We start from the raw sequence: 24867 nt of genomic DNA, 5'->3' as shown, positions 1-24867 counted from the left end.
TGCAAAAGAGGAATCTCCTCTTTAAATCCCATCCCCTTTCCCGACGACTCTTTTACTGTTTTCTGTGCGGAATCGCGTTAGCATGAGGACAGACTCATTTAAATCGGGGATCTCATGGCCATCAAACTCATTGCAATCGATATGGACGGCACGCTGCTGCTGCCAGACCACACTATCTCTCCTGCCGTTAAAAATGCGATTGCCGCCGCTCGTGCGAAAGGCGTGAACGTGGTACTGACCACGGGGCGTCCGTATGCCGGTGTTCACAGCTATCTGAAAGAGCTGCACATGGAACAACCGGGCGATTACTGCATCACCTACAACGGTGCGCTGGTGCAGAACGCCAGCGATGGCAGCACGGTCGCGCAAACGGCGTTGAGCTATGACGATTACCTGTACCTGGAAAAACTGTCCCGCGAAGTGGGTTCTCACTTCCACGCGCTCGATCGCAACACGCTGTACACCGCGAACCGCGAAATCAGCTACTACACCGTACATGAATCCTTCGTGGCGACCATTCCGCTGGTGTTCTGCGAGCCGGAAAATATGGACCCGGCCACGCAGTTCCTGAAGGTGATGATGATTGATGAGCCTGCGATTTTGGATCAGGCTATCGCCCGCATCCCGGCGGAAGTGAAAGAGAAATACACCGTGCTGAAAAGCGCGCCGTACTTCCTCGAAATCCTTGATAAACGCGTCAATAAAGGCACCGGCGTGAAATCGCTGGCCGATACGCTGGGCATCAAGCCGGAAGAGATCATGACCCTGGGCGATCAGGAAAATGACATCGCGATGATCGAATACGCGGGTATGGGCGTGGCAATGGAAAACGCGATCCCGTCGGTGAAAGAAGTGGCCAACTTCGTCACCAAATCTAACCTCGAAGATGGCGTAGCCTACGCGATCGAGAAGTTCGTGCTGAACTAAACCGTCTCAAACGCATCAGCCCCGGCGATTAACCGGGGCTTTTTTTTGCCTGTCGATCGATGGGTTGTTCTTTTTGTGATCTAGATTGTAGTACAACACAATGTGATTGTACTACATTACGACCATGGAATTGACGAACGACCTCACGTTTGTACTGCAAAAGTGAGGTGAAACTCATCGGTCGCGGTAAAGTAGTGATGGACAAAAGAAACAAGGATTCTCCATGACTCTCAACAAAACCGACCGCATCGTCATCGCGCTGGGCAATCAGATTGTCAGCGGTAAGTACGTACCGGGTTCGCCGCTCCCCGCCGAGGCCGAGCTGTGCGAGGAGTTTGAAACCTCGCGCAACATCATCCGCGAAGTGTTTCGCTCGCTAATGGCGAAACGGCTGATCGACATGAAGCGTTATCGCGGCGCCTTTGTCGCCCCGCGTAAGCAGTGGAACTACCTCGACACCGACGTTCTGCAGTGGGTGCTGGCAAACGACGACGACCCGCAGCTCATCGGTGCGATGAGTGAGGTACGAAACCTGGTGGAACCGGCAATTGCCCGCTGGGCAGCCGAGCGGGCGACATCAGGGGACCTGGCCCAGATCGAAGCGGCGCTCAACGACATGATCGCCAACAACCAGGACAGGGACGCCTTTAACGAAGCGGATATCCGCTATCACGAGGCGGTGCTGGAATCAGTGCATAACCCGGTTTTACAGCAGCTTAGCGTGGCGATCAGCTCGCTACAGCGCGCAGTTTTTGAACGGACCTGGATGGGGGATGAGGCCAACATGCCCAAGACCCTGCAGGAACATAAAGTGCTGTTTGATGCGATACGACATCAGGACAGCAATGCGGCAGAGCAAGCGGCGCTCGCCATGATCGCCAGCTCGACACGAAGGTTAAAGGAAATCACATGACATCTCGCTACATCGCTATTGACTGGGGATCGACCAATCTGCGCGCCTGGCTTTATGAAGGCGATAAATGCCTGGAAAGCAGGCAATCAGAATCAGGCGTCACGCGCCTGAACGGTAAATCCCCTCAGGCGGTGTTAGCAGAAGTCACTGAAAACTGGCGCGAAGGCGCGACACCGGTGGTCATGGCAGGGATGGTAGGCAGCAACGTGGGCTGGAAAGTCGCGCCGTACTTGCCTGTTCCTGCCCATTTCTCTGCCATTGGTGAGACGTTAACGTCCGTTGGCGACAATATCTGGATTATTCCCGGGCTTTGCGTTTCCCGTGACGATAACCATAACGTGATGCGTGGCGAAGAGACACAGCTGCTCGGCGCGCGCACCCTTTCTCCTTCTTCTGTCTATGTTATGCCCGGCACGCACTGCAAATGGGTGCAAGCCGACGCGGAGCAGATCCACGATTTCCGGACCGTACTGACCGGCGAATTGCATCACGTGCTGCTGCGCCATTCGCTGGTGGGCGCGGGCCTGCCGGAACAGCAACCCTCTCCTGAGGCTTTTGCTGCCGGGCTTGCACGCGGTCTCGCTTCGCCTGCCGTTCTGCCACAACTTTTTGAAGTTCGCGCTTCACACGTGCTGGGGACTCTCTCGCGTGAACAGGTCAGCGAATTTCTCTCCGGTCTGCTGATTGGCGCAGAAGTCGCCACCCTGGGCGAGCAGTTCGCCGGGCAGCAGGACATCACCCTTGTCGCGGGTTCATCGTTAACCGCTCGTTACCAGCAGGCGTTTCGCGCCTGGGGTCGCGAAGTTTCAACGCTTGAAGGCGACGTGGCATTCCAGGCAGGTATAAGGAGCATCGCTCATGCAGTGGCAAACTAATCTCCCTCTCATCGCGATTTTGCGCGGCATTACGCCGGACGACGCGCTCGCACACGTGGGTGCAGTCATCGACGCCGGATTTGACGCAGTGGAAATTCCGCTCAATTCACCGCAGTGGGAAAAGAGCATCCCGGCAGTGGTGGACGCGTTTGGCGACAGAGCGCTAATTGGCGCGGGTACGGTCTTAAAACCCGAGCAGGTCGAGCAACTCGCCAGTATGGGCTGCAAGCTTATCGTCACGCCCAACATTCAGCCTGAGGTCATCCGCCGCGCGGTAGGTTACGGCATGACCGTCTGCCCTGGCTGTGCTACTGCCACCGAAGCCTTTACCGCACTGGATGCGGGCGCTCAGGCGCTGAAAATTTTCCCGTCGTCGGCCTTCGGCCCGGATTACATCAAAGCGCTGAAAGCGGTACTTCCGGCTGATGTTCCGGTCTTTGCCGTGGGGGGCGTGACGCCGGAAAACCTGACGCAGTGGCTGAATGCTGGTTGTGCAGGGGCAGGGCTTGGCAGCGATCTCTATCGCGCCGGGCAGTCCGTTGAGCGTACCGCAGCGCAGGCAGCCGCGTTTGTTAAGGCGTATCGAGAGGCAGTGAAATGAAAATTACCAACATCACCACGTACCGTTTACCCCCGCGCTGGATGTTTCTAAAAATCGAAACCGACGAAGGCGTCGTCGGCTGGGGCGAGCCGGTAATTGAAGGCCGCGCGCGTACCGTCGAAGCGGCGGTGCATGAGCTGAAAGAGTTCCTGATCGGTCAGGACCCGGCGCGTATTAACGACCTGTGGCAAGTAATGTATCGCGGTGGATTTTATCGCGGCGGCCCGATCCTGATGAGCGCCATCGCCGGTATCGATCAGGCACTGTGGGATATCAAAGGCAAAGTGCTGAACGCTCCGGTCTGGCAGCTAATGGGCGGTCTGGTGCGCGACAAAATTAAAGCCTACAGCTGGGTCGGCGGTGACCGTCCGGCAGAGGTGATCGACGGCATCAAAACGCTGCGCAAAATTGGCTTTGATACCTTCAAGCTTAACGGCTGCGAAGAGATGGGCGTCATTGACAGCTCCCGCGCGGTGGATAACGCCGTGAATACGGTGGCGCAAATCCGCGAAGCCTTTGGCAATGAGATTGAGTTTGGCCTCGATTTCCACGGTCGCGTCAGCGCGCCGATGGCGAAAGTGCTGATCAAAGAGCTGGAGCCGTATCGCCCGCTGTTTATCGAAGAGCCGGTACTGGCGGAGCAGGCCGAGTACTATCCGAAGCTGGCGGCACAGACCCATATTCCCATCGCGGCGGGCGAACGTATGTTCTCGCGCTTCGAATTCAAACGCGTGCTGGAAGCGGGCGGCCTGGCGATTCTGCAGCCGGATCTGTCCCACGCCGGGGGTATCACCGAATGCTACAAAATCGCTGGTATGGCCGAAGCTTACGACGTGGCGCTGGCACCACACTGTCCGCTGGGACCGATTGCCCTGGCCGCCTGTCTGCACGTGGACTTCGTCTCGCGTAACGCGGTATTCCAGGAGCAGAGCATGGGCATCCATTACAACAAAGGTGCTGAGCTGCTCGATTTTGTGAAAAACAAAGAAGACTTCAACATGGAAGGCGGGTTCTTCAAACCGTTAACCAAACCGGGTCTGGGCGTGGACATTGACGAAGCCAAAGTGATTGAGCTGAGTAAAAACGCCTCCGACTGGCGTAACCCGCTGTGGCGATATTCGGATGGTAGCGTAGCGGAGTGGTGATCACCATTTCGTAAGCCCGGTCAGCGCCATATTCCCGGGCAAAAATTCTTACCTACAAAAACATAACCCTCTGTAACTTACAGGGCATGGTGACGTGTATCGCTATGCCCAAAATCTGGAGACAGATTAATGGATATTTCTGTGACTACCGCAAAAACAGGCCGTCGTCGTTACCTGACGCTGCTGATGATTTTTATTACCGTGGTGATTTGCTACGTTGACCGCGCCAACCTGGCCGTGGCGTCCGCGCATATTCAGGAAGAGTTTGGCATTTCGAAAACCGAGATGGGCTACATCTTCTCGGCGTTTGCCTGGATGTATACCCTGTGCCAGATCCCTGGTGGACGTGTGCTGGACCGCTTAGGCTCTCGCACCACCTACTGCATCGCGATTTTTGGCTGGTCCGTTGCCACCCTGTTCCAGGGCTTTGCCACCGGACTGCTGTCGCTGATTGGCCTGCGTGCCATCACCGGGATCTTCGAAGCGCCCGCTTTCCCGACCAACAATCGCATGGTGACCAGCTGGTTCCCGGAGCATGAACGCGCCTCGGCGGTGGGGTTCTACACCTCAGGACAGTTTGTAGGCCTGGCGTTCCTCACGCCGCTGCTGATCTGGATCCAGGAGTCGCTGAGCTGGCACTGGGTGTTCATCATCACCGGCGGCGTCGGGATTATCTGGTCGTTTGTCTGGTTTAAGGTCTATCAGTCACCGCGTAAAACCAAAGGCATCACATCCGCAGAACTGAATTACATCGAGCAGGGGGGCGGTCTGGTGGATGGCGATGCGCAGATTGAAAGCAAGGGGCGCACCCGCCTGACCAAAAGTGACTGGAAACTGGTTTTCCACCGCAAGCTGGTGGGCGTTTATCTCGGGCAGTTCGCGATTGCGTCTACCCTGTGGTTCTTCCTGACCTGGTTCCCGAACTACCTGACCCAGGAAAAAGGCATCACCGCGCTGAAAGCCGGTTTCATGACCACGGTTCCGTTCCTGGCAGCGTTCGTGGGGGTGCTGTTATCGGGCTGGATTGCCGATATGTTAGTGCGCAAAGGCTTCTCGATTGGTTTCTCGCGCAAGCTGCCAATCATCTTTGGCCTGCTGCTCTCCACCTGCATCATGGGCGCGAACTACACCAATGACCCGGTGTGGATCACCGTGCTGATGGCGGTGGCGTTCTTCGGCAACGGTTTTGCGTCCATCACCTGGTCGCTGGTCTCCTCATTGGCACCGATGCGTCTGATTGGCCTCACCGGAGGCGTGTTTAACTTTGCCGGCGGGTTAGGCGGTATCACCGTTCCGCTGGTCATTGGCTATCTGGCGCAGGCGCACGGCTTTGCACCTGCTCTGACCTACATCTCCGTCATCACCCTGATTGGCGCGCTCTCCTACATCCTGCTGGTCGGCGATGTTAAACGAGTAGGCTAAATCTTCGCGATGCTTTACCCTGATGCGATAACCGCGCATCAGGGTCTCTCCATGAAACAAATCACCTTCGCTCCCCGTCATCACCAACTCACGAATACCAATACCTGGACGCCTGACAGCCAATGGCTGGCGTTTGACGTGCGACCGTCCGGCGCGTCCTTTACGGGCGAGACGATCGAGCGAGTCAACGTGAAGACGGGCGAAACCGAGGTTATTTACCGCGCTCAAAATGGCGCGCACGTGGGCGTGGTGACCGTTCATCCTCTTGAGGAACAGTACGTCTTTATTCACGGCCCGGAAAACCCAGATGCGGGCTGGCACTACGACTTTCACCATCGTCGCGGTGTGATTGCCCGCAACGGCGAAGTCAGTAATCTCGATGCCATGGACATCACTGCGCCCTATACCCCCGGCGCGCTGCGCGGCGGGAGCCACGTTCACGTCTTTAGCCCCAACGGGCAACGGGTCAGTTTTACCTATAACGACCATGTGATGCACGAACGCGACGTGACGCTGGATCTGCGCAATGTCGGCGTCGCCGCGCCGTTCGGCCCGGTGACGCCACAGGGCAATCATCCGCGCGAATATGCCGGAACGTTCTGGAGCGTACTGATCAGTCGCACGACGCCTACGCCACGGCCTGGCAGCGATGAGATCAACCGCGCCTATGAAGAGGGCTGGATGGGTAACCGCCAGCTGGCCTTTATCGGCGACACGCTCTCTGAACGCGGTGAAAAAGTGCCGGAGCTGTTTATCGTCGATCTTCCAGACGATGAGGCAGGCTGGAAACGGGCGGGCGACGAACCGCTGGAAGGGACGGAGCAAACCCTGCCCGCGCCGCCTGCTGGCGTGGTGCAGCGGCGCTTAACGTTTACCCATGAAAACCGCTATCCGGGGCTGGTCAACGTGCCGCGCCACTGGGTGCGCAGCCATCCGCAGGGCGATGAAATCGCATTTTTGATGCGCGATGAGCGCGGCATTGTGCAGCTATGGCTTATCGCGCCAGAGGGTGGTAAGCCGCGCCAGCTGACGCATAACACCCGCGATATTCAGTCGGCGTTTAACTGGCATCCGTCGGGGGAAGCGCTGGGATTTGTGCTGGACAACCGCATCGCCTGCTGCGATGCGCGAAGCGGTGAAGTGACGTTTTTGACGTCCGATCACGGCAATCCGCCCTCGGGTGATGCGGTGGTGTTCTCGCCGGATGGTCGTTATGTGGCGTGGATGGAAGAGACGGCCGGTTTCCGTCAGCTTTGGGTCACGGAAACCGGGAAGTAATCAGGGCGCTGTCATCTCAGCGGGCGGGATAACGCTGTTGGTGGCCATATTCTGCTTTTCGCTTTTTTCCACGCGTGAACGCACCGAGCTATCGGTGCGGAACAGATCCCACGGGACTAACAGCGTATCCAGCACCGCTGTAAACGGCAGATCCAGAATCGCCAGGGATTTGGTGCCCCAGTTCGTCTCATCATCCGAAATCATATTCGCGCTGGCGCGCGTGCCCGGATATGTTCCTTCTTTACCGCCGGTGTGAGACATCACGCTCGAACACCCGCAAAGTAATACCACTACGCTGCATGTTGTCAGCTTTATCAGAACATTATTCATCATCTGTTAATCAATGTTAATGGCGAGACATAACCGCAATATCGAGTTATAGCGAGCCATGTGCGAAAAGAATAGCTGGAAAGCGCCGCTCTGTGGCAGCCATCGCAATTTCACTCTTTGTGCTGTAGTCCCAGTCTATGCGAGACCCAGCAAAGTGCAAAAAAATCTCGCATTTAACCTCTTGAAATGATCGGAATCAGACCCACTTTATCTGTGTAGCCGAAGAACGAACACGCCTGATGGGTGTTTGGTGGCACAACGGCCTGTCCATGGTGGAAGGCAAACATTACTCGCTGATTTCAGGAGCGTTGATTTATGCGTAATTTCGATTTTTCCCCGCTGTACCGTTCTGCTATTGGTTTTGATCGCCTGTTCAACCATTTAGAAAATAACCAAAGCCAGGGTAACGGTTACCCTCCATACAACGTTGAGCTGGTTGACGAAAACCACTACCGCATTGCCATTGCTGTCGCCGGTTTCGCTGAGAGCGAACTGGAAATCACCGCGCAGGACAACCTGCTGGTGGTGAAAGGCGCACACACGGCAGAGCAGAAAGAACGTACCTATCTCTACCAGGGCATTGCTGAGCGCAACTTTGAACGCAAATTCCAGCTCGCCGAAAACATCCACGTTTACGGTGCAAACCTGGTGAACGGTCTGCTGTTTATCGATCTGGAACGTGTGATTCCGGAAGAGAAAAAACCGCGCCGTATCGAGATCAACTAATTTAAACGGGTCGCTCGCGCGGCCCATCCAGAGTGGCTTGCCGAAACGGGAGCCTGTGCGAATCCATGTGGATTTGCAGGAACAACTGCGCACTAAAAACAGTGCTTAACTCGCTTCTCAGAAGGAGATTAACAATGCGTAACTACGATTTATCCCCCCTGCTGCGTCAGTGGATTGGTTTTGACAAACTGGCTAACGCCCTGCAAAGCACGGCTGAACAACAGAGTTTTCCGCCGTACAACATCGAAAAAAGCGATGACAACCACTACCGCATCACGCTGGCGCTGGCCGGATTCCGTCAGGAGGATCTCGATATCCAGCTCGAAGGCGCGCGCCTGACGGTGAAAGGGACGCCGGAAAAACCACAAACCGAGACCCAGTGGCTGCATCAGGGCCTGGTGACTCAGCCGTTTAGCCTGAGCTTTACCCTGGCTGACCATATGGAAGTCTCCGGTGCGACCTTTACCAACGGGCTGTTGCACATTGATTTGACGCGCAACGTGCCGGAAGCACTGGCACCGCAGAAAATCGCCATCAGCGAACGTCCGGCGCTGAACAGCTAATTTGTGTCGGAAGGCGCTACGCTTTCCCGGCCAACAAAACCCGCAGGCCTGCTCAAGGGCAGTGTCTGCGGGCAAAGCAAACGACTAAGCCCCGCTTTCGCGGGGCTTTTTTGTGCGCCATCGCCCATACAAACCCCATAACCTCTGCGAGAATCCCCTTAATCACTAAGGATATGCGCAGGGAAAAGGTCATGAGTGATATCGCGTTAACGGTTAGCGTGTTGGCCCTGGTTGCAGTGGTTGGGCTGTGGATTGGCAATATCAAAATCCGCGGTGTCGGATTTGGCATTGGCGGAGTGCTTTTCGGCGGTATTTTTGTCGGCCATTTCGCCGATCAGCTTGGGTTAACCCTCAGCGCTGAAATGCTGCACTTCATTCAGGAATTCGGCCTGATCCTCTTCGTCTACACCATCGGCATTCAGGTCGGGCCTGGGTTTTTCGCCTCGCTGCGCGTCTCCGGGCTGCGGCTGAATCTCTTTGCTCTCGGCATTGTCGTCATGGGCGGCCTCGTCACCGCCATTCTGCATAAAATCTTTGATATTCCGCTCCCGGTGGTGCTGGGGATTTTCTCCGGCGCGGTCACCAATACTCCTGCGCTGGGGGCCGGACAGCAAATTCTGCGCGATCTGGGCATTGCGCCCGGCGTAGTGGATCAGATGGGGATGAGCTATGCGATGGCTTACCCGTTTGGCATTTGCGGCATTCTGCTGACCATGTGGCTGGTGCGCGTGCTGTTTCGTATCAACGTGGACGACGAAGCCAAAAAGCATGAATCCACGATCACCAACGGCCACATGCTGATCAAAACCATCAACATTCGCGTCGAAAACCCCAATCTTAACCACATGGCGATTCAGGATGTGCCGATTCTGAACAGCGTCAATATCATCTGCTCGCGCCTCAAGCGGGACGAAATGCTGATGGTGCCGTCCCCCGGCACTGTGATTCAGCTCGGGGACTTATTGCACCTGGTCGGCCAGCCCGGCGATCTGCACAGCGCGCAACTGGTGATCGGCCAGGAGGTAGACACCTCCCTCTCGACGCGTGGCACTGACATGCGCGTGGAACGCGTTGTGGTCACCAACGAGCAGGTATTGGGCAAAAAAATCCGCGATCTGCAGGTAAAAGAGCGCTACGACGTAGTGATCTCACGCCTGAATCGTGCGGGCGTCGAGCTGGTCGCCAGCCCGGATGCCAGCCTGCAGTTTGGCGATATCCTCAATCTGGTAGGGCGCCCGTCGTCCATCGACGCCGTCGCCGATATGGTCGGCAATGCGCAGCAAAAATTGCAGCAGGTGCAGATGCTGCCGGTGTTTATCGGTATCGGGCTGGGGGTGCTGCTCGGCTCAATTCCCCTCTACGTGCCCGGATTCCCGGTAGCGCTTAAGCTCGGTCTGGCGGGCGGGCCGCTGATCATGGCGCTGATTTTGGGGCGTATCGGCTGTATCGGGAAGCTGTACTGGTTCATGCCGCCAAGCGCCAACCTGGCCCTGCGCGAGTTGGGCATTGTGCTGTTCCTCTCGGTAGTGGGGCTGAAATCTGGCGGCGACTTTATCCACACTCTGACGCAGGGCGAGGGGATAAGCTGGATTGGCTACGGAATTATCATCACGGCGGTTCCGCTGCTGACGGTCGGGATTCTGGCGCGGATCTTCGCGAAGATGAACTACCTGACCCTGTGCGGCATGCTGGCCGGCTCCATGACCGATCCTCCGGCGCTGGCCTTCGCCAACAATCTGCACGCCACCAGCGGCGCGGCGGCACTCTCCTACGCCACCGTTTATCCGCTGGTGATGTTCCTGCGTATCATCACGCCGCAGCTACTGGCCGTGCTGTTCTGGGGGATAGGCTAACAACGCGTCCGGGTGGATACGCCGCAGATGGTAGTCCACCTGGTAATCGCTGGTATTGCGGAACATCACGGAGTAATTCAGGAACTCGCCGCTGTCGCTGTAGGACAAGGACGTAATGCGCAGCAGCGGCGTCTGTTCCGGTAAGTTCATCAGATTCGCCAGCTGCCGGTCAGCCAGCACCGGCGTCAGGCTCTCGTAGTTCCCGCTGATAGTGATCCCGCACTCCTTCTCGATGTAATCAAACTTCGATCCTTCAAGGTGCGCCAGCGACAGGTTGCGGAACAGCTTCACGGGCATAAAGCTGTCTTCCAGCATCAGCGGTTTTCCCTCCACGTAACGCACCCGACGCGAAAAGTAGATCCGCTCGTCAATCTGAATACGCAGCTGGCTGGCGATGGCGGGCGGGGCGGGCATCACTTCAAACTGCAATACCTTGCTCTGCACCTCTTTACCCTGCTGGCGCAACACCTCCACCAGCCCGGTCAGATTGGTGGTTTCATGGTGAACATCCTTGCGCGCAACAAAGGTGCCGCTGCCGTGACGGCGTACCACCAGCCCCCAGCCGACCAGCAAATCGATGGCCTTGCGAATGGTCATCCGCGCCACGCCAAACTCCTGCGCCAGCGCTTTTTCGCCGGGCAGCGGGCTGCCGACATTGTAATCCGACGAATTGAGCCGCAGACGTAATCTGTCGGCAATGGATTTGTAGATCACCTGTAGACCTCTCTGCGCGTATTCAGTCGTGCATCGCGTCTTAACATGTCCATATTTTGAAATGAAAGTAGACCTGAGTGGGCAAATTAAAACCATGAATGCGATCACGGAACGCAGCGGTGCGCGGTGTGAGCCGCTGAGTAAATTTTTATTCTCATTTCAGGCCAGCACAAAACCAATAAGGCCAAACCCCCTACAGGTTGTTACATGAGGATTTAAAGATGCTCAGTCAAATACAACGTTTTGGCGGCGCCATGTTTACCCCGGTGCTGTTGTTCCCTTTCGCAGGCATGGTGGTCGGAATTGCCATCATGCTGCGCAATCCGCTTTTTGTGGGCGAGGCCTTAACGGCACCCGATCATTTATTTGCCCAAATCGTCCACATCATTGAAGAGGGCGGCTGGGCGGTCTTTCGTAATATGCCGCTGATTTTCGCCGTCGGCTTACCGATCGGCCTCGCCAAACAGGCGCAGGGCCGGGCGTGTCTGGCGGTGCTGATTAGCTTCCTGACCTGGAACTACTTTATCAACGCAATGGGTATGACCTGGGGTCAGTTCTTTGGCGTGAACTTTATGGCCGAGCCTACCGCGGGAAGCGGGCTGGCGATGATTGCCGGGATCAAAACCCTCGATACCAGCATTATCGGCGCGATTGTGATTTCCGGGCTGGTGACCGCCATCCACAACCGCTATTTCGATAAACAGCTGCCGGTATTTTTAGGCATCTTCCAGGGCACCTCGTTTGTGGTGATCATCGCCTTCTTCGTGATGATTCCGTGCGCCTGGCTGACGCTGCTCGGCTGGCCAAAAGTGCAGATGGGCATTGAGTCGTTGCAGGCGTTTTTACGCTCCGCCGGGGCGCTGGGCGTGTGGGTTTATACCTTCCTGGAACGCATTTTGATCCCAACGGGCCTGCACCACTTCGTCTACGGTCCATTTATTTTCGGCCCGGCGGCGGTCGAGGGCGGTATTCAGGTGTACTGGGCGCAGCATTTGCAGGCGTTCAGCCAGAGCACGTTACCGCTGAAAACCCTGTTCCCCGAAGGCGGCTTTGCGCTGCACGGTAACTCGAAAGTGTTTGGCTCCGTTGGGATTGCGCTGGCGCTCTGGTACACCGCCTCGCCGGAAAATCGCGTCAAAGTGGCGGGGCTGCTGATCCCGGCGACGCTGACCGCGATGCTGGTGGGGATCACCGAACCGCTGGAGTTTACCTTCCTGTTTATCTCGCCACTGCTGTTTGCCGTTCACGCGGTCCTCGCCGCGACCATGGCGACCGTGATGTATATCTTTGGCGTGGTCGGCAACATGGGCGGCGGTCTGCTAGACCAGTTCCTGCCGCAGAACTGGATCCCGATGTTCCACAATCATGCCTCCATGATGTTCACCCAGATTGGCATCGGTCTGTGCTTCACCGCCCTCTATTTCCTGGTCTTTAAGACGCTTATCGAACGCTTCAACCTGAAAACACCAGGCCGTGAAGAGAGCGAAATCAAACTCTACAGCAAAGCGGATTACCAGGCCGCGCGCGGGCAAACCACCGTTGCGGCGAACACCAGCTCCGGCCAGGCGGCCGCCTATCTGCAGGCGCTGGGCGGCGCAGGCAATATCGAAAGTATCAACAACTGCGCCACCCGGCTGCGTATCGCCCTGTTTGATATGAGCAAAACGCAAAGTGACGACGTTTTCAAAGCCCTTGGCGCCCACGGCGTGGTGCGTCGCGGCAATGGTATTCAGGTGATTGTTGGGCTGCACGTCCCACAGGTGCGTGACCAGCTTGAATCCCTGATGACCCCTTCTTCTACAAACCCATCATCCACCATGACAGAGGCTGTATCATGAAAAAATTCTCAGTTGTTATCGCAGGCGGCGGCAGCACGTTCACTCCTGGTATCGTCCTGATGTTGCTGGCGAATCGCGACCGCTTCCCACTGCGTGCGCTCAAGTTTTATGACAACGACGGTGCACGTCAGGAGACCATCGCCGAGGCGTGCAAAATTATCCTGCAGGAGCAGGCGCCGGATATCGAATTCAGCTACACCACCGACCCTAAAGCCGCGTTTACCGACGTGGACTTTGTGATGGCGCATATCCGTGTCGGCAAATACCCGATGCGTGAGAAGGATGAGAAAATCCCGTTGCGTCACGGCGTTCTGGGCCAGGAAACGTGCGGTCCGGGCGGGATTTCATACGGCATGCGCTCCATTGGCGGCGTGCTGGAGCTGGTGGATTATATGGAGCAATACTCCCCGAACGCGTGGATGCTCAACTATTCCAATCCGGCGGCGATCGTTGCTGAAGCCACCCGCCGTCTGCGACCTCACGCCAAAATCCTCAACATCTGCGATATGCCGATTGGCATTGAAGGGCGAATGGCGCAGATCGTCGGCCTGAAAGACCGCAAAGAGATGCGCGTGCGCTACTACGGGCTGAACCATTTCGGCTGGTGGACGTCGATTGAAGATCTGAACGGTAACGATCTGATGCCGAAACTGCGCGAATACGTGGCGAAAAACGGTTATGTGCCACCTTCTGACGATGCCCATACGGAAGCCAGCTGGAATGACACGTTCGCGAAAGCAAAAGACGTGCAGGCGCTCGATCCGGACACCATGCCAAACACCTACCTGAAATATTACCTCTTCCCGGATTACGTGGTGGCGCACTCAAACCCGGAGCGCACCCGCGCGAACGAAGTGATGGATCACCGCGAGAAGCATGTTTTCAGCTCCTGCCGCGCCATCATCGAAGCGGGGAAATCTTCTGCCGGTGAGCTGGAAATCGATGAACATGCGTCGTACATCGTCGATCTGGCAACGGCTATCGCGTTCAACACTCAGGAGCGGATGCTGCTGATTGTGCCGAACAACGGGGCGATTCATAACTTCGACGCCGATGCGATGGTCGAAATCCCTTGTCTGGTCGGCAAAAACGGCCCTGAGCCGCTGACCGTGGGCGATATTCCACACTTCCAGAAAGGGCTGATGGGCCAGCAGGTGGCAGTGGAAAAACTGGTGGTCGACGCCTGGGAAGAGCGCTCCTACACCAAACTCTGGCAGGCGATTACCCTGTCTAAAACCGTGCCAAGCGCTTCGGTTGCAAAAGCCATCCTCGATGATCTGATTGAGGCCAACAAAGATTACTGGCCAGAATTGCACTAATCCCGCCGACCGGCATCCCAGATGCCGGTCAATTTACGCTATGCTGAAGCCTGCTTGCGGTACGACAAGGAGCCTTCATGAAAATTTCCCAGCTGGGCGAAGCGCCTGACTATCGGTTTTCCCTCGCCAATGAGCGCACATTTCTCGCATGGATCCGCACCGCGCTGGGGTTTCTCGCCGCAGGCGTCGGGCTGGACCAGCTCGCACCGGATTTCGCCACGCCGCTGATTCGTGAAGTGCTGGCGCTGCTGTTGTGTCTGTTCGCCGGTGTGCTGGCGATCTACGGTTATTTGCGCTGGCTGCGCAATGAAAAGGCGATGCGCCTGAAACAGGATATGCCCTACACGCGCGGCCTGCTGGCGATCAGCGTGATATTGCTGGCCGTCGCGGCAGCGGTCATGGTGCTGGTGTTCTATGGCGGATAGCCGCAAAGCGCGAAGGGAAGCCGATCCCGGCCTGCAGCCCGAGCGCACATCGCTGGCCTGGCTACGCACGCTGCTGGGCTACGGCGCGCTGATCGCACTGGCGATTAAACACAACTGGCACCGCACCGGTCTGCCGTTCTGGGTCTCGATTGTGGTGCTGGCGCTGGTAGCGGCTCTTCTCTGGCGCTACACCCGCAGCCGCAACCTGATGGACGTGAATCACAACGATTTCGTGCAGCCCAAAGCAGTGCGTGACAAATTCTTGATCTCTCTCGCAGTACTCTCCCTCGCATTACTGTTTGCTGTAACACACTTACAGCAAATACTGATTTTTCTAGGGTCGTGAATGACAGGATGCCACGGAAGTACCCGCGTGGTTGTAGTCGATAACTGCAACGCGCGCGAGCCAGGGAAGGTTTATCAAGCGTTACGCCTCAGCGGTAACAAAAACGTCCATTTTTTGCCACAGACGGCGGGTGAAAAGCCCGTAACGCCGGAGGTGTGGGGCGAGTTCTTAACGCAGATTTTTGCGATGTGGGTCCGGCAGGATATCGGGGAGATCTCGGTGCGCCTGTTCGACGACACACTGGACGGTTGGTGCGGCACCGCGCTGTGCCAGAAGAAAGGGCTGCTGAAATGCCAGACGTGCGCAGGACGGCGGTTATGCACGTCGGCAAATGACGACGTGCTGTGTCAGGGCTATCTGGCGTTCTATGACTACAGCGCACCCTTTATGAAAGTGATGCGCGATTTGAAAAAGCACAACCGCTCGACGCAAGAGCTGATGACGCTGTTACGGCAGACGTGACGGACGGCCCTTCGCCAGATATTTTGCCATCTCCGCTTCCGGCACCATCCCGCCGCCCGTTGCCCAGACGAGGTGGGTCGCATTGGCTGAAGAAGGGACACGCACCGGCCCGGCCATACCCGCCAGCGCCGATGGCTCCAGGCGAATGCCCTCTTCCTGCGCCAGCCAGCCCAGCATGTCGTACATGCTCTGATCGGACAGGGTGTAGAACCCGTCCAGCAGACGCTCCATTGCGCGGCCGACAAACCCGGACGCGCGTCCCACCGCCAGACCGTCTGCGGCCGTTAGGTTGTCGATCCCCAAATCCTGCACCGCAATTTCATCGTGCAAACCGGTATAAACACCCAGCAACATGCACGGCGAATGGGTTGGCTCGGCGAAGAAGCAGTGAACATGGTCGCCAAAGGCCAGCTTAAGGCCAAACGCGACGCCGCCAGGGCCACCGCCCACGCCGCACGGCAGATAGACATACAGGGGATGATCCGCATCGACCACGCGCCCCTGTTCAGCAAACTGAGCTTTTAGACGCTCACCCGCCACGGCATAACCCAAAAACAGGGTGCGAGAGTTTTCGTCGTCGATAAAGAAGCAGTTGGGATCGCTCTCGGCAGCCTTGCGTCCCTGCTCCACCGCCACGCCGTAATCTTGTTCGTACTCCACCACTTCAACGCCGTGGCTGCGCAGTTTGGCCTTTTTCCACTCGCGGGCGTCGGCAGACATATGTACCGTTACCTTAAAGCCAACGCGGGCGCTCATTATGCCAATCGACATCCCCAGATTACCTGTTGAGCCAACGGCAATGCTGTACTGGCTGAAAAACGCTTTAAAGCGCGGTTCCAGCAAGATGCTGTAATCATCTGTCAGCGACAGCAGCCCCGCTTCCAGCGCCAGTTTTTCAGCGTGGGTCAGCACTTCATAAATCCCGCCGCGCGCTTTGATAGAGCCGGAAATCGGTAAGTGGCTGTCTTTTTTCAGCAGTAAATTTCCGTTGATCGGCGTGGCAAACTCCTTCGCCAGGCGCTTTTGCATGGCGGGAATGGCCACCACGTCTGATTCGATAATGCCGTTTTTGGCCGCGGTTTCCGGGAACGCTTTCGCCAGATAAGGTGCAAAGCGGGCCAGGCGGGCGTGGGCATCCTTCACATCCGCCTGCGTCAGCCCGACATACGGCAGCCCTTCGGCAAGCGTGGTGGTGCGCGGGTTAAACCAGGTGGTCTCTTTCAGCGCCATCAGATCCTCTACCAGAGGATATTGGGCGATTAAGTTGGTGATGTTTGCGTTTTCCATAGTACGTCTCTTCGCGCTTAGATAATGAAAGAAAGCAGGAACGTGCAGCCAAGTGCAAGTACCGAGGCGATAAATGTCGCCGTTGTATAGTATTTAAAGGTCTCGTTCAGGGTCGCGCCGCAGTATTGCTTCACCAGCCAGAAGAGAGAATCGGTGACGATCGTGCAGCCAATGGCACCAGAACCGATGGCAATGGCGATGATCTCCGGGCTGACGTTGGGATAGAGCGGCAGCATCGGCGCGACAATCGCCGTGGCCCCCATCATCGCAACCGTGGCAGACCCGACGGCCGCATGGAGAATTAACGCCACCAGCCAGGCCAGCAGAATCGGGTGCATATGCATGTTTGATAAAATCAGCGCCAGCGTATCGGCCAGGCCGCTGGTTTTGAGGATCGCGTTAAATGCCCCGCCCGCCCCAATAATCAACAGGATGTTGGCAATCGAACCAAAGCCCGTTTCCGTGTGCTTGAGCAGCGCGCTCATCCCGATATGCTGACGAATGCCGAGCAGGTAATAGGCCACAAACACGGCGATAAACATGGCGGTGATCGGGTTGCCGATAAATTCCAGCAGCGTGTAGAGCGAGCCGGTTTTTTCCATATTCAGCTCGGCGATGGTTTTTACCAGCATCAGGCCAATCGGTAACAGCACCGTGAACAACGTGGCGCCCAGCGTGGGCAGCGTATGTTCTTCTCGCACTTTGAGGTCAGAAAACTCCGCCGGAACCGGTTTAAACGGCAGGCGATCGCCGAGGATTTTCAGGAACAGCGGGCCGCCCACCAGAGAGGCCATCAGCCCGACCAGTAGACCGTATACAATCACCGTTCCCACATCCGCACCCAGTTTGTTAGTGACAAACAGCGCCGCCGGATGGGGAGGCACCACGCAGTGAACCGCCATCAGCGCCGTACACAGAGGGATTGCCAGTTTCAGCAGCGAAGTCTGCGTCTTTTTGGCGATTGAGAACGCCAGCGGGATCAGCAACACCACGCCCACTTCAACGAACAGCGTGATACCGCAGATCAGCCCGACCAGGACCATAATCACATCGGCGGAGAGCCAGCGGCAGCGCTGAAGCGTCAGCCCGATGCGTTCCGCCGCGCCAGAAACTTCCATCATCTTGCCGAGAATGGTGCCGAGGCCAATCACCGCCGCCAGGAATCCCAGCGTGCCGCCGATGCCGCTCTCGATGGCATTGACCATATCCAGCGGGCTCATGCCCATCATTGCGCCCACGAAGAAGCTCGCCAGCAGCAGCGCCAGAAACGGGTGAAACTTCAGTTTTACGATGGTTAATACAATCAACACGATGCTTGCCAGCAGCGTCGCCACAACCCACATCTGAGATCCCATATCTCACCCCACCCTTAAGTTATCTGTGGCTATTGGACGAAAAAACGGCACCGGCTGACAAACGATATAAATTGCCGTTCAGGTGAGGCAGATTGGATCAAGTGAGTGACATTGCTCTAAAAAGCGCACTTTATTCGTCGTTGCTTCACATTAATTCATTCATAACGGATATTCTGAGGGCAGAAATACGAGGCTGAGGGGATAAAAAACCGCCATGAACGATGCGAATGAGGTCGGCAATCGCCTGCTGAACGGCTGGCAACTGTCAAAAATGTACACCTTTGAAGTGGCGGCCCGGCATGAGTCCTTCGCGCTGGCGGCGGAAGAGCTGTCGCTCAGCCCGAGCGCCGTCAGCCATCGTATTAACCTGCTGGAAGAGGAGCTGGGGATTCAGCTGTTCGTCCGTTCGCACCGCAAAGTGGAGCTGACGCAGGAGGGAAAACGGGTTTTCTGGACCCTCAAATCGTCGCTGGATACCCTGAACCAGGAGATCCTCGACATCAAGAATCAGGCGCTTTCCGGCACCCTGACCGTCTATTCGCGCCCCAGCATCGCCCAGTGCTGGCTGGTGCCGATGCTCGGGGATTTTTCCCGCCGCTATCCGTCGATCTCCCTGACCATTCTCACCGGCAATGATTACCCGAACATGCAGCGAACGGGTATCGATCTGGCGCTCTACTTCGACGATACGCCGCCCACTCAGCTCGCCCATCATTTTCTGATGAACGAGGCGATCCTGCCGGTGTGTACGCCGGAGTACGCGCGCGAACATGAGTTAATTAAAAACCCAGACAATCTGCGCCACTGCACGCTCCTGCATGACAGACAGGCATGGAGTAACGACTCGGGAACCGACGAGTGGTTTAGCTGGGCGCAGCACTTTGCAGTGAATTTGCCGCCATCGTCGGGCATTGGTTTCGATCGTTCCGATTTAGCCGTTATCGCCGCGATGAACCACGTGGGTGTCGCCATGGGGCGTCAGCGGCTGGTGCAAAAGCGGCTGGATCGCGGGGAGCTGATTGCGCCCTTCGGCGAGAAAGCGCTGAAATGCCATCAGCACTACTACATATCGACCCTTTCGGGCAGACAGTGGCCAAAAATTGATGCCTTTATCGACTGGCTGAAAAGTCAGGTGGGTTGAAGAATTATTACGCGTAGCCTCTACACCAAACTGCGAAAAGCGTGCTAAATACAGCATATTGCTTTCGATTTCTCGCAAGGTTAACCGTGTTAAAGCCCCTGATCGCCGCTGCGCTGATTATCTCCTCTGGCTGGGTGTCTGCCGCTGAGCCACCGCTGACGGCTGCGCGCTACGCGCAGCAGCTCGGGGTGGGCATCGACGTGGACTGGGCGCGCACCGAGCGCGGCATTCGCGAATTCGATCCGCTGGAAGTGCGTGATTTTAAGGCCAAAGGTTTTACCCACGTGCGTATCCGCGTGGCCGGCGAGCCGACGGAAGCGCGCCTGATTCATCTGCGCAAGCTGGTGGAAGCCTGTGAGCAATACGGCGTGATCCCGGTGATTGCCTATCAGGCCGATGAATACAAAAACGACCCGAAAGCGGATAACGAAAAAGAGGTGGTGAACTGGTGGATTGCCGTGGCGCACTACTTCGAGAAAAGCTCGCCGCTGCTCGGTTTTGACCTGATCTACGAGCCGGCGGACAAGCTCAATCACAATCTCGCATCCCTTAACCGCGTCTACGAAAAAGCGATCAAAGCTATTCATGCCATCGATGCCGAGCGCATGATTTTCGTCGCTCCGCGCCTGCGCGCGGCACCGGAAGATCTCGGCAGCCTTAAGCTGCCTGCCCACAGCCAGAATTACGTACTGGCCGAATGGCACATCTTCCCGTGGGGACCGCTCAAGAACAACGGAAAATACCCGTGGACATCAGGCACGGCGGCGGAGAAATCGATGATTCGCAGCCGGATCACTACCGCGTTGCGCTGGCAGCAAAAAACCGGGCATGTGAGTTGGGTGGGCGGCTGGGGCGTGGGTGAATCCAGCCGCGTTACCCCAACGGCACCGCAGATGGCTTTCGCCAGCTTTATGGCCTGCGAACTGCAAAAAGCCAAAATCCCTTACGCCATTAACGCGGATTTCCAGTTTTATGACGGCGAGGAGGGGGCGTGGCGACCAGGGCCGGAACCGCTGCTGCAGGCGATGCTTGCACCGGTGTGTGAAAAGCCCGACGAGAAGCCGGGCCATCATGTGATTAAATCGTCTGCTCGTGATGCGGCTCGCGCGACGCCAGCGGCAGCCAGCACAGTAAAATCAGCAGCCCCATCAGGGTCATCAACAGGCCAAGGCTAGACTGACCCGTCTGCGGCATCATGGCGGAGAGCCAGGCCAGCGCGCCGGAGCCGATGTTTTGCAGGCCGCCCACCAGCGCACCTGCGGTTCCTGCCAGGAACGGGAACGGCTCCATCGCGCCGCTGGTCGCGAGCGGGAAGAGCATTCCCGCGCCGAAGAAGAACAGGGCGGCCGGGATCAGCAGCGTCCAGACGGTCATCACGCCCAGTAAGCCTGGGACCCACATCATCACCCCTGCCAGCAGGCAGCTCATCACCGACTGCCACATCAGCGTGGAAAAACGCTTGTTCGGGCGACCGGCAAACCATGCGCCGAAGAATGCCGCCGGAATCGGCAGAATGAACAGAATGCTCACCACCATGCTGCTTAACCCCAGACCTGCACCCAGCAACACGCCTGAACAGGCTTCAAACACCGCAATTCCCGCCAGGCCGCCAATCAGCATCAGCAGGTAACAGGTGAACGCGCCGTTGCCGAAAAGCGTTTTGTAGTTGGCAATAAGCCTGGTGCGCGGTGCGCCCGTCGGGCGTGTTTCCGGCATCCAGCGCGCCATGCTGAAGGTGACGATAATGCACAGGACCAGCAGGAAAGCGTAGCAGGCGCGCCACGACCAGATGCTGTCCAGCACGCCGCCAATCAGCGGTGCCAGCAGCGGGCTTACCAAAATACCCATATTCAGCAGGCTGTTGGCGTGACGCAGCTGTGTCCCTTCGTACAGATCGCGCGGCAGCGTACGTGCCATCACCCCGCCGACGCCGGTCCCCATGCCCTGCAGGGCGCTGGCGGCAATCAGGATCGTCAGGCTGTGAGTGGTTATGGCGATCACCGTGGCGATCATGAAAATGGTCATCCCGACCAGGATCACCGGGCGACGCCCGACGCGGTCAGACAGCGGACCGTAGAACAGCTGCGAGACGCCGTAAGTCAGCAGATAGGCGGCCATCACGCTCTGCACCGCACCTTCGCGCACGCTGAGCTCTTTCGCCATGTCTGCAATCGCCGGAATATAAATGGTCTGCGCCATCTGACCGACGGCCACCAGTAACACCAGCATCAACAGTAAATTAACGTTCCTTTGCTTTTTCATGTCGCTGAATACTTTTGCAAAAAGAGAGAAATAAAGAATAAGTGACTGCGCATTCCCATAAATGCGCGAGGAATCTACCACAATGAGATGACAATTTAAGCATCTCTGGGGTGAATGATTGAGCAGAAGCAGGCAGGATTTGTAAACGATATCGGCAACTTATGTTGCCAGTGTGCAGATGTTAAAGAGGGGCGGTTGCCCGCCCCTCTTTGGTGCGACTTGACCCTGAATCACCGGAGGTATTTCAGGACAGCGTCAAGCAGTTGCAGTACCGCAACAATGAGTCTCAGGATAAGAATAACCATATCCACGACGCCCATACGCGCCTCCTTCTGGCAGAAGGAGCACGATGCTGGCGTACCTCTCCGCCGCCTGTTGCCAGCACCTTTGTTGACGTAACACAGTGTGCTCATTTGGGGGTTAAGGCACTGACGGCACCACCCGTTTCAGCCAGGACTTCTTTGCGCCGGTGTACTGCTTGCGGCCCCCAATACGCACTGCGAACAAACTCAGTATAGATAAACACTGGATGTATGAACAGTATTTTGTCGACAAATTCGGAAGGCTGATCCATACTCATATTCGTCAAAAAAGAGAGCTAAAATTGCGCGTTCGTGGCCGATCGCGTATACTTCTTGCGTTGACGTAACACAGTGTGTTCGCGGAAACCAACCGCAAACCCTGAAAAAAAACCTCGCTCCGGCGGGGTTTTTTGTTTTTATTTCTCTTACAAACGAAACGTGATCCCTGACGCAAATTTGGGTGGATGAAAATATTTCCATTGTCAGGCACCGAATCCTGTGTTTGTATAAATTCTATCAATGATTCTAAACACAGGTCCTCAATGACAACTTCCATGATGGCGTCGACCCTACTAAAAACTGCGCAACCTGCCGCAGTGGTCGTCGTACGTGTGGTGGTGGTCGTCGGCAATGCGCCGTAGGGACTGGATCAACACACGAATCCAAAACCCCGCCGGCGCAAACCGGCGGGGTTTTTAGTTTAAACCTCCCGGAAAGTCGGCTCAGAACAAAAGGACTGGAGCATGGCAAGTTCGGGCACAACATCAGGCAAGACGCGTTTTACGGGCGCACAATTAATCGTTCACTTACTGGAACGTCAGGGTATCAGCATCGTTTCGGGGATTCCGGGCGGTACGGTCCTGCCGCTGTATGACGCGTTAAGTCAAAGCACGCAAATCCGCCACGTTCTGGCGCGCCACGAGCAGGGCGCAGGCTTTATCGCCCAGGGCATGGCGCGTACGCAGGGCAAACCTGCGGTCTGTATGGCCTGTAGCGGACCGGGTGCCACCAACCTGGTCACGGCGATTGCCGACGCGCGCCTCGACTCCATTCCGCTGATCTGTATTACCGGCCAGGTTCCTTCGTCGATGATCGGCACCGATGCGTTTCAGGAAGTCGACACCTACGGTATTTCTATCCCCATCACCAAGCATAACTATTTAGTTCGCGACATCGCCGAGTTACCTCAGGTGATCAGCGATGCGTTCCGCATTGCGCAATCCGGCCGCCCAGGCCCGGTGTGGATAGACATTCCTAAGGACGTACAAACCGCTGAAATCGACATCGAAACCTTCCCGGAGCCGGGTGGCCGTGCTCCGGCGCCGGAATTCAGCGCCCAGAGCGTGCAGGATGCCGCCGCGATGATCAACGCTGCGAAGCGGCCAGTGCTCTATCTGGGCGGCGGGGCGATCAACGCCGCAGAACAGGTACGTGAATTTGCCGAAAAAGCCAATCTGCCGACCACCATGACCTTAATGGCGCTGGGAATGCTGCCGAAAGCGCACCCGCTGTCGCTGGGCATGCTGGGGATGCACGGCGCGCGCAGCACCAACTTTATTTTGCAAGAGTCTGATTTACTGATCGTTCTCGGCGCACGTTTTGATGACCGGGCGATTGGTAAAACCGAGCAGTTCTGCCCGAACGCGAAAATCATTCACGTGGATATCGACCGCGCTGAGCTTGGCAAAATCAAGCAGCCGCATGTGGCGATTCAGGGCGATGTGGGCGAGGTGTTGGCCCAGTTAATCCCACAAATCCACGCCACCGACAACGCCGAGTGGTGCGATTTGGTTGCTCAACTGCAGCAGGAGTTCCCGAGCGCCATCCCAACCGAAGGCGACCCGCTGAGCCACTACGGCCTGATTAACGCCGTCGCCTCCTGCGTGGACGACAGCGCTATTATCACCACCGACGTCGGCCAGCATCAGATGTGGACCGCCCAGGCTTACCCGCTGAACCGTCCGCGTCAGTGGCTGACGTCCGGCGGCTTAGGCACCATGGGCTTTGGCCTGCCAGCCGCCGTGGGCGCTGCGCTGGCGAATCCGGATCGGAAGGTGATTTGTTTCTCCGGTGACGGCAGCCTGATGATGAACATTCAGGAGATGGCGACGGCGGCTGAAAACCAGCTGGATGTGAAAATCATTCTGATGAACAACGAAGCGCTGGGGCTGGTGCATCAGCAGCAGAGCCTGTTCTACAAGCAGGGCGTGTTTGCGGCGACCTATCCGGGGATGATCAACTTTATGCAGATTGCGGCCGGTTTTGGCCTGCACACCTGCGATCTGAACGCCGCCGAGGACGCGCAAGCCGCCCTGCAGGAGGCGATTTCCCGCCCTGGCCCGGCGCTGATTCACGTGCGCATCGATCCTGAACAAAAAGTGTATCCAATGGTCCCGCCGGGTGCGGCGAATACTGAGATGGTGGGAGAATAAGCCATGCAAAAACAATATGATAACGTCATTCTCGAACTCACCGTCCGCAACCACCCTGGCGTCATGACTCACGTCTGCGGCCTGTTCGCGCGCCGCGCATTTAACGTGGAAGGCATTCTTTGTCTGCCGATTCAGGGTAGCGATCATAGCCGTATCTGGCTCCTCGTGAACGACGATCAGCGCCTTGAGCAGATGATTGCCCAAATCGACAAACTGGAAGATGTCACCCAAGTGGTCCGCAACCAGTCCGATCCGACCATGTTTAATAAAATTGCGGTGTTTTTTGAGTAAATCGCTCAAGGCTTGAACGGCAACGCGCTTATCGTTAAGGTAAGCGCGTTTTTTATCCGC

25 protein-coding genes, 1 pseudogene and 1 other annotated feature are annotated in these 24867 nt (G+C 56.8%); of the genes and pseudogenes, 20 read left to right on the top strand and 6 right to left on the bottom strand.

Annotated elements, in window-relative coordinates; translation table 11 throughout:
• Positions 1 to 114 precede the first annotated feature (114 nt).
• The 7 genes and pseudogenes from yidA (at position 115) to F153LOC_RS14155 (ending at position 7161) form a co-directional block, all read left to right on the top strand.
• Entirely contained in the window at positions 115 to 927 is an 813-nt protein-coding gene (gene yidA / locus F153LOC_RS14185; RefSeq protein WP_102105119.1) for a sugar-phosphatase, read from the top strand.
• Positions 928 to 1150: 223 nt separating this feature from the next.
• On the top strand, positions 1151 to 1840 hold the full coding sequence (gene dgoR / locus F153LOC_RS14180; RefSeq protein ID WP_102105118.1) for a D-galactonate utilization transcriptional regulator DgoR: 690 nt from the start codon (positions 1151 to 1153) through the stop codon (positions 1838 to 1840).
• Positions 1837 to 2715 (top strand): 2-dehydro-3-deoxygalactonokinase, encoded by an 879-nt coding sequence (locus F153LOC_RS14175; protein WP_102105117.1) that lies wholly within the window; start codon positions 1837 to 1839, stop codon positions 2713 to 2715. The genes dgoR and F153LOC_RS14175 overlap by 4 nt, the downstream gene beginning before the upstream one ends.
• Positions 2699 to 3316 carry a 2-dehydro-3-deoxy-6-phosphogalactonate aldolase gene (locus F153LOC_RS14170; protein WP_100778273.1) on the top strand — a complete coding sequence of 206 codons (618 nt, stop codon included), beginning with the start codon at positions 2699 to 2701 and terminating at the stop codon, positions 3314 to 3316. Before F153LOC_RS14175 ends, F153LOC_RS14170 begins: the two co-directional genes overlap by 17 nt.
• Positions 3313 to 4461 carry a galactonate dehydratase gene (gene dgoD, locus F153LOC_RS14165; protein ID WP_102105116.1) on the top strand — a complete coding sequence of 383 codons (1149 nt, stop codon included), beginning with the start codon at positions 3313 to 3315 and terminating at the stop codon, positions 4459 to 4461. Before F153LOC_RS14170 ends, dgoD begins: the two co-directional genes overlap by 4 nt.
• An 86-nt stretch (positions 4462 to 4547) precedes the next feature.
• Positions 4548 to 5883: pseudogene (locus tag F153LOC_RS14160) on the top strand (MFS transporter).
• A 51-nt stretch (positions 5884 to 5934) separates the two neighbouring features.
• On the top strand, positions 5935 to 7161 hold the full coding sequence (locus F153LOC_RS14155) for a DUF3748 domain-containing protein (RefSeq protein ID WP_199174673.1): 1227 nt from the start codon (positions 5935 to 5937) through the stop codon (positions 7159 to 7161).
• Here the strand turns inward: F153LOC_RS14155 and F153LOC_RS14150 are convergent, their stop codons facing one another.
• Positions 7162 to 7494 (bottom strand): YceK/YidQ family lipoprotein, encoded by a 333-nt coding sequence (locus F153LOC_RS14150; protein ID WP_100778269.1) that lies wholly within the window; start codon positions 7492 to 7494, stop codon positions 7162 to 7164.
• A gap of 246 nt (positions 7495 to 7740) precedes the next feature.
• Positions 7741 to 7813 (top strand) — a sequence feature (ROSE (Repression Of Heat Shock gene Expression) occurs in the 5'-region of heat shock genes and acts as an RNA thermometer to modulate expression.).
• Here F153LOC_RS14150 and ibpA point away from each other — a divergent pair.
• The 3 genes from ibpA to F153LOC_RS14135 all read left to right on the top strand — a co-directional run bounded on the left by ibpA (position 7807) and on the right by F153LOC_RS14135 (position 10633).
• On the top strand, positions 7807 to 8217 hold the full coding sequence (gene ibpA, locus F153LOC_RS14145) for a small heat shock chaperone IbpA (RefSeq protein WP_100778268.1): 411 nt from the start codon (positions 7807 to 7809) through the stop codon (positions 8215 to 8217). Its footprint overlaps the feature before it by 7 nt.
• Positions 8218 to 8351: 134 nt before the next feature.
• On the top strand, positions 8352 to 8780 hold the full coding sequence (gene ibpB / locus F153LOC_RS14140; protein WP_100778267.1) for a small heat shock chaperone IbpB: 429 nt from the start codon (positions 8352 to 8354) through the stop codon (positions 8778 to 8780).
• Between the two features lie 191 nt (positions 8781 to 8971).
• On the top strand, positions 8972 to 10633 hold the full coding sequence (locus F153LOC_RS14135) for a putative transporter (RefSeq protein ID WP_102105113.1): 1662 nt from the start codon (positions 8972 to 8974) through the stop codon (positions 10631 to 10633).
• Here F153LOC_RS14135 and F153LOC_RS14130 read toward each other — a convergent pair.
• A complete protein-coding gene (locus tag F153LOC_RS14130) occupies positions 10601 to 11347 on the bottom strand; it encodes a GntR family transcriptional regulator (protein ID WP_102105112.1) in 747 nt (248 codons plus the stop codon). The genes F153LOC_RS14135 and F153LOC_RS14130 overlap by 33 nt on opposite strands.
• A 221-nt stretch (positions 11348 to 11568) precedes the next feature.
• Between F153LOC_RS14130 and F153LOC_RS14125 the strand changes: the two genes are divergently transcribed.
• From F153LOC_RS14125 to F153LOC_RS14105, 5 genes are all read left to right on the top strand, one after another.
• Entirely contained in the window at positions 11569 to 13185 is a 1617-nt protein-coding gene (locus tag F153LOC_RS14125; protein WP_149044997.1) for an alpha-glucoside-specific PTS transporter subunit IIBC, read from the top strand.
• Positions 13182 to 14504, top strand: coding sequence for a 6-phospho-alpha-glucosidase (locus F153LOC_RS14120; RefSeq protein ID WP_100778264.1), 1323 nt, complete (start codon positions 13182 to 13184; stop codon positions 14502 to 14504). The genes F153LOC_RS14125 and F153LOC_RS14120 overlap by 4 nt, the downstream gene beginning before the upstream one ends.
• A gap of 77 nt (positions 14505 to 14581) precedes the next feature.
• Positions 14582 to 14929: a YidH family protein gene (locus F153LOC_RS14115; RefSeq protein ID WP_100778263.1), complete on the top strand. Its 348-nt coding sequence runs from the start codon at positions 14582 to 14584 to the stop codon at positions 14927 to 14929.
• On the top strand, positions 14919 to 15275 hold the full coding sequence (locus tag F153LOC_RS14110) for a DUF202 domain-containing protein (RefSeq protein WP_100778262.1): 357 nt from the start codon (positions 14919 to 14921) through the stop codon (positions 15273 to 15275). Before F153LOC_RS14115 ends, F153LOC_RS14110 begins: the two co-directional genes overlap by 11 nt.
• Positions 15276 to 15737, top strand: coding sequence for a regulator (locus F153LOC_RS14105; protein ID WP_129035795.1), 462 nt, complete (start codon positions 15276 to 15278; stop codon positions 15735 to 15737).
• Here the strand turns inward: F153LOC_RS14105 and dsdA are convergent.
• The gene (gene dsdA / locus F153LOC_RS14100) at positions 15723 to 17024 is read right to left on the bottom strand and encodes a D-serine ammonia-lyase (RefSeq protein ID WP_102105111.1); all 1302 of its coding nucleotides are present in this window, start codon (positions 17022 to 17024) and stop codon (positions 15723 to 15725) included. The two genes, F153LOC_RS14105 and dsdA, sit on opposite strands and share 15 nt — an antisense overlap.
• Positions 17025 to 17041: 17 nt before the next feature.
• Positions 17042 to 18379: a D-serine transporter DsdX gene (gene dsdX, locus F153LOC_RS14095; protein WP_102105110.1), complete on the bottom strand. Its 1338-nt coding sequence runs from the start codon at positions 18377 to 18379 to the stop codon at positions 17042 to 17044.
• 214 nt (positions 18380 to 18593) lie between these two features.
• Here dsdX and dsdC point away from each other — a divergent pair, with 214 nt between their 5' ends.
• Together dsdC and F153LOC_RS14085 are read left to right on the top strand one after the other, a co-directional pair.
• On the top strand, positions 18594 to 19520 hold the full coding sequence (gene dsdC / locus F153LOC_RS14090; protein ID WP_100778258.1) for a DNA-binding transcriptional regulator DsdC: 927 nt from the start codon (positions 18594 to 18596) through the stop codon (positions 19518 to 19520).
• Between the two features lie 86 nt (positions 19521 to 19606).
• The gene (locus F153LOC_RS14085) at positions 19607 to 20695 is read left to right on the top strand and encodes a glycoside hydrolase family 5 protein (protein WP_100778257.1); all 1089 of its coding nucleotides are present in this window, start codon (positions 19607 to 19609) and stop codon (positions 20693 to 20695) included.
• Here the strand turns inward: F153LOC_RS14085 and emrD are convergent.
• Together emrD and tisB are read right to left on the bottom strand one after the other, a co-directional pair.
• Entirely contained in the window at positions 20598 to 21782 is a 1185-nt protein-coding gene (gene emrD, locus F153LOC_RS14080; protein ID WP_100780789.1) for a multidrug efflux MFS transporter EmrD, read from the bottom strand. The two genes, F153LOC_RS14085 and emrD, sit on opposite strands and share 98 nt — an antisense overlap.
• Before the next feature lie 230 nt (positions 21783 to 22012).
• The gene (tisB, locus tag F153LOC_RS14075; protein WP_100778256.1) at positions 22013 to 22102 is read right to left on the bottom strand and encodes a type I toxin-antitoxin system toxin TisB; all 90 of its coding nucleotides are present in this window, start codon (positions 22100 to 22102) and stop codon (positions 22013 to 22015) included.
• 524 nt (positions 22103 to 22626) lie between these two features.
• Between tisB and ivbL the strand changes: the two genes are divergently transcribed.
• The 3 genes from ivbL to ilvN all read left to right on the top strand — a co-directional run bounded on the left by ivbL (position 22627) and on the right by ilvN (position 24807).
• Entirely contained in the window at positions 22627 to 22725 is a 99-nt protein-coding gene (gene ivbL, locus F153LOC_RS14070) for an ilvB operon leader peptide IvbL (RefSeq protein WP_100778255.1), read from the top strand.
• A 102-nt stretch (positions 22726 to 22827) separates the two neighbouring features.
• Positions 22828 to 24516 carry an acetolactate synthase large subunit gene (gene ilvB / locus F153LOC_RS14065; RefSeq protein ID WP_102105109.1) on the top strand — a complete coding sequence of 563 codons (1689 nt, stop codon included), beginning with the start codon at positions 22828 to 22830 and terminating at the stop codon, positions 24514 to 24516.
• Positions 24517 to 24519: 3 nt separating this feature from the next.
• Positions 24520 to 24807, top strand: a complete 288-nt coding sequence (gene ilvN, locus F153LOC_RS14060; protein WP_100778253.1) for an acetolactate synthase small subunit — start codon at positions 24520 to 24522, stop codon at positions 24805 to 24807.
• Positions 24808 to 24867 lie beyond the last annotated feature (60 nt).

It is taken from the genome of Lelliottia sp. F153 (assembly GCF_002870005.1).
In the GTDB taxonomy this organism is placed as follows: domain Bacteria; phylum Pseudomonadota; class Gammaproteobacteria; order Enterobacterales; family Enterobacteriaceae; genus Enterobacter; species Enterobacter nimipressuralis.
The sequence above is the reverse complement of the archived record's forward strand: the minus strand, read 5'-3'. Positions and strand labels throughout refer to the sequence as shown.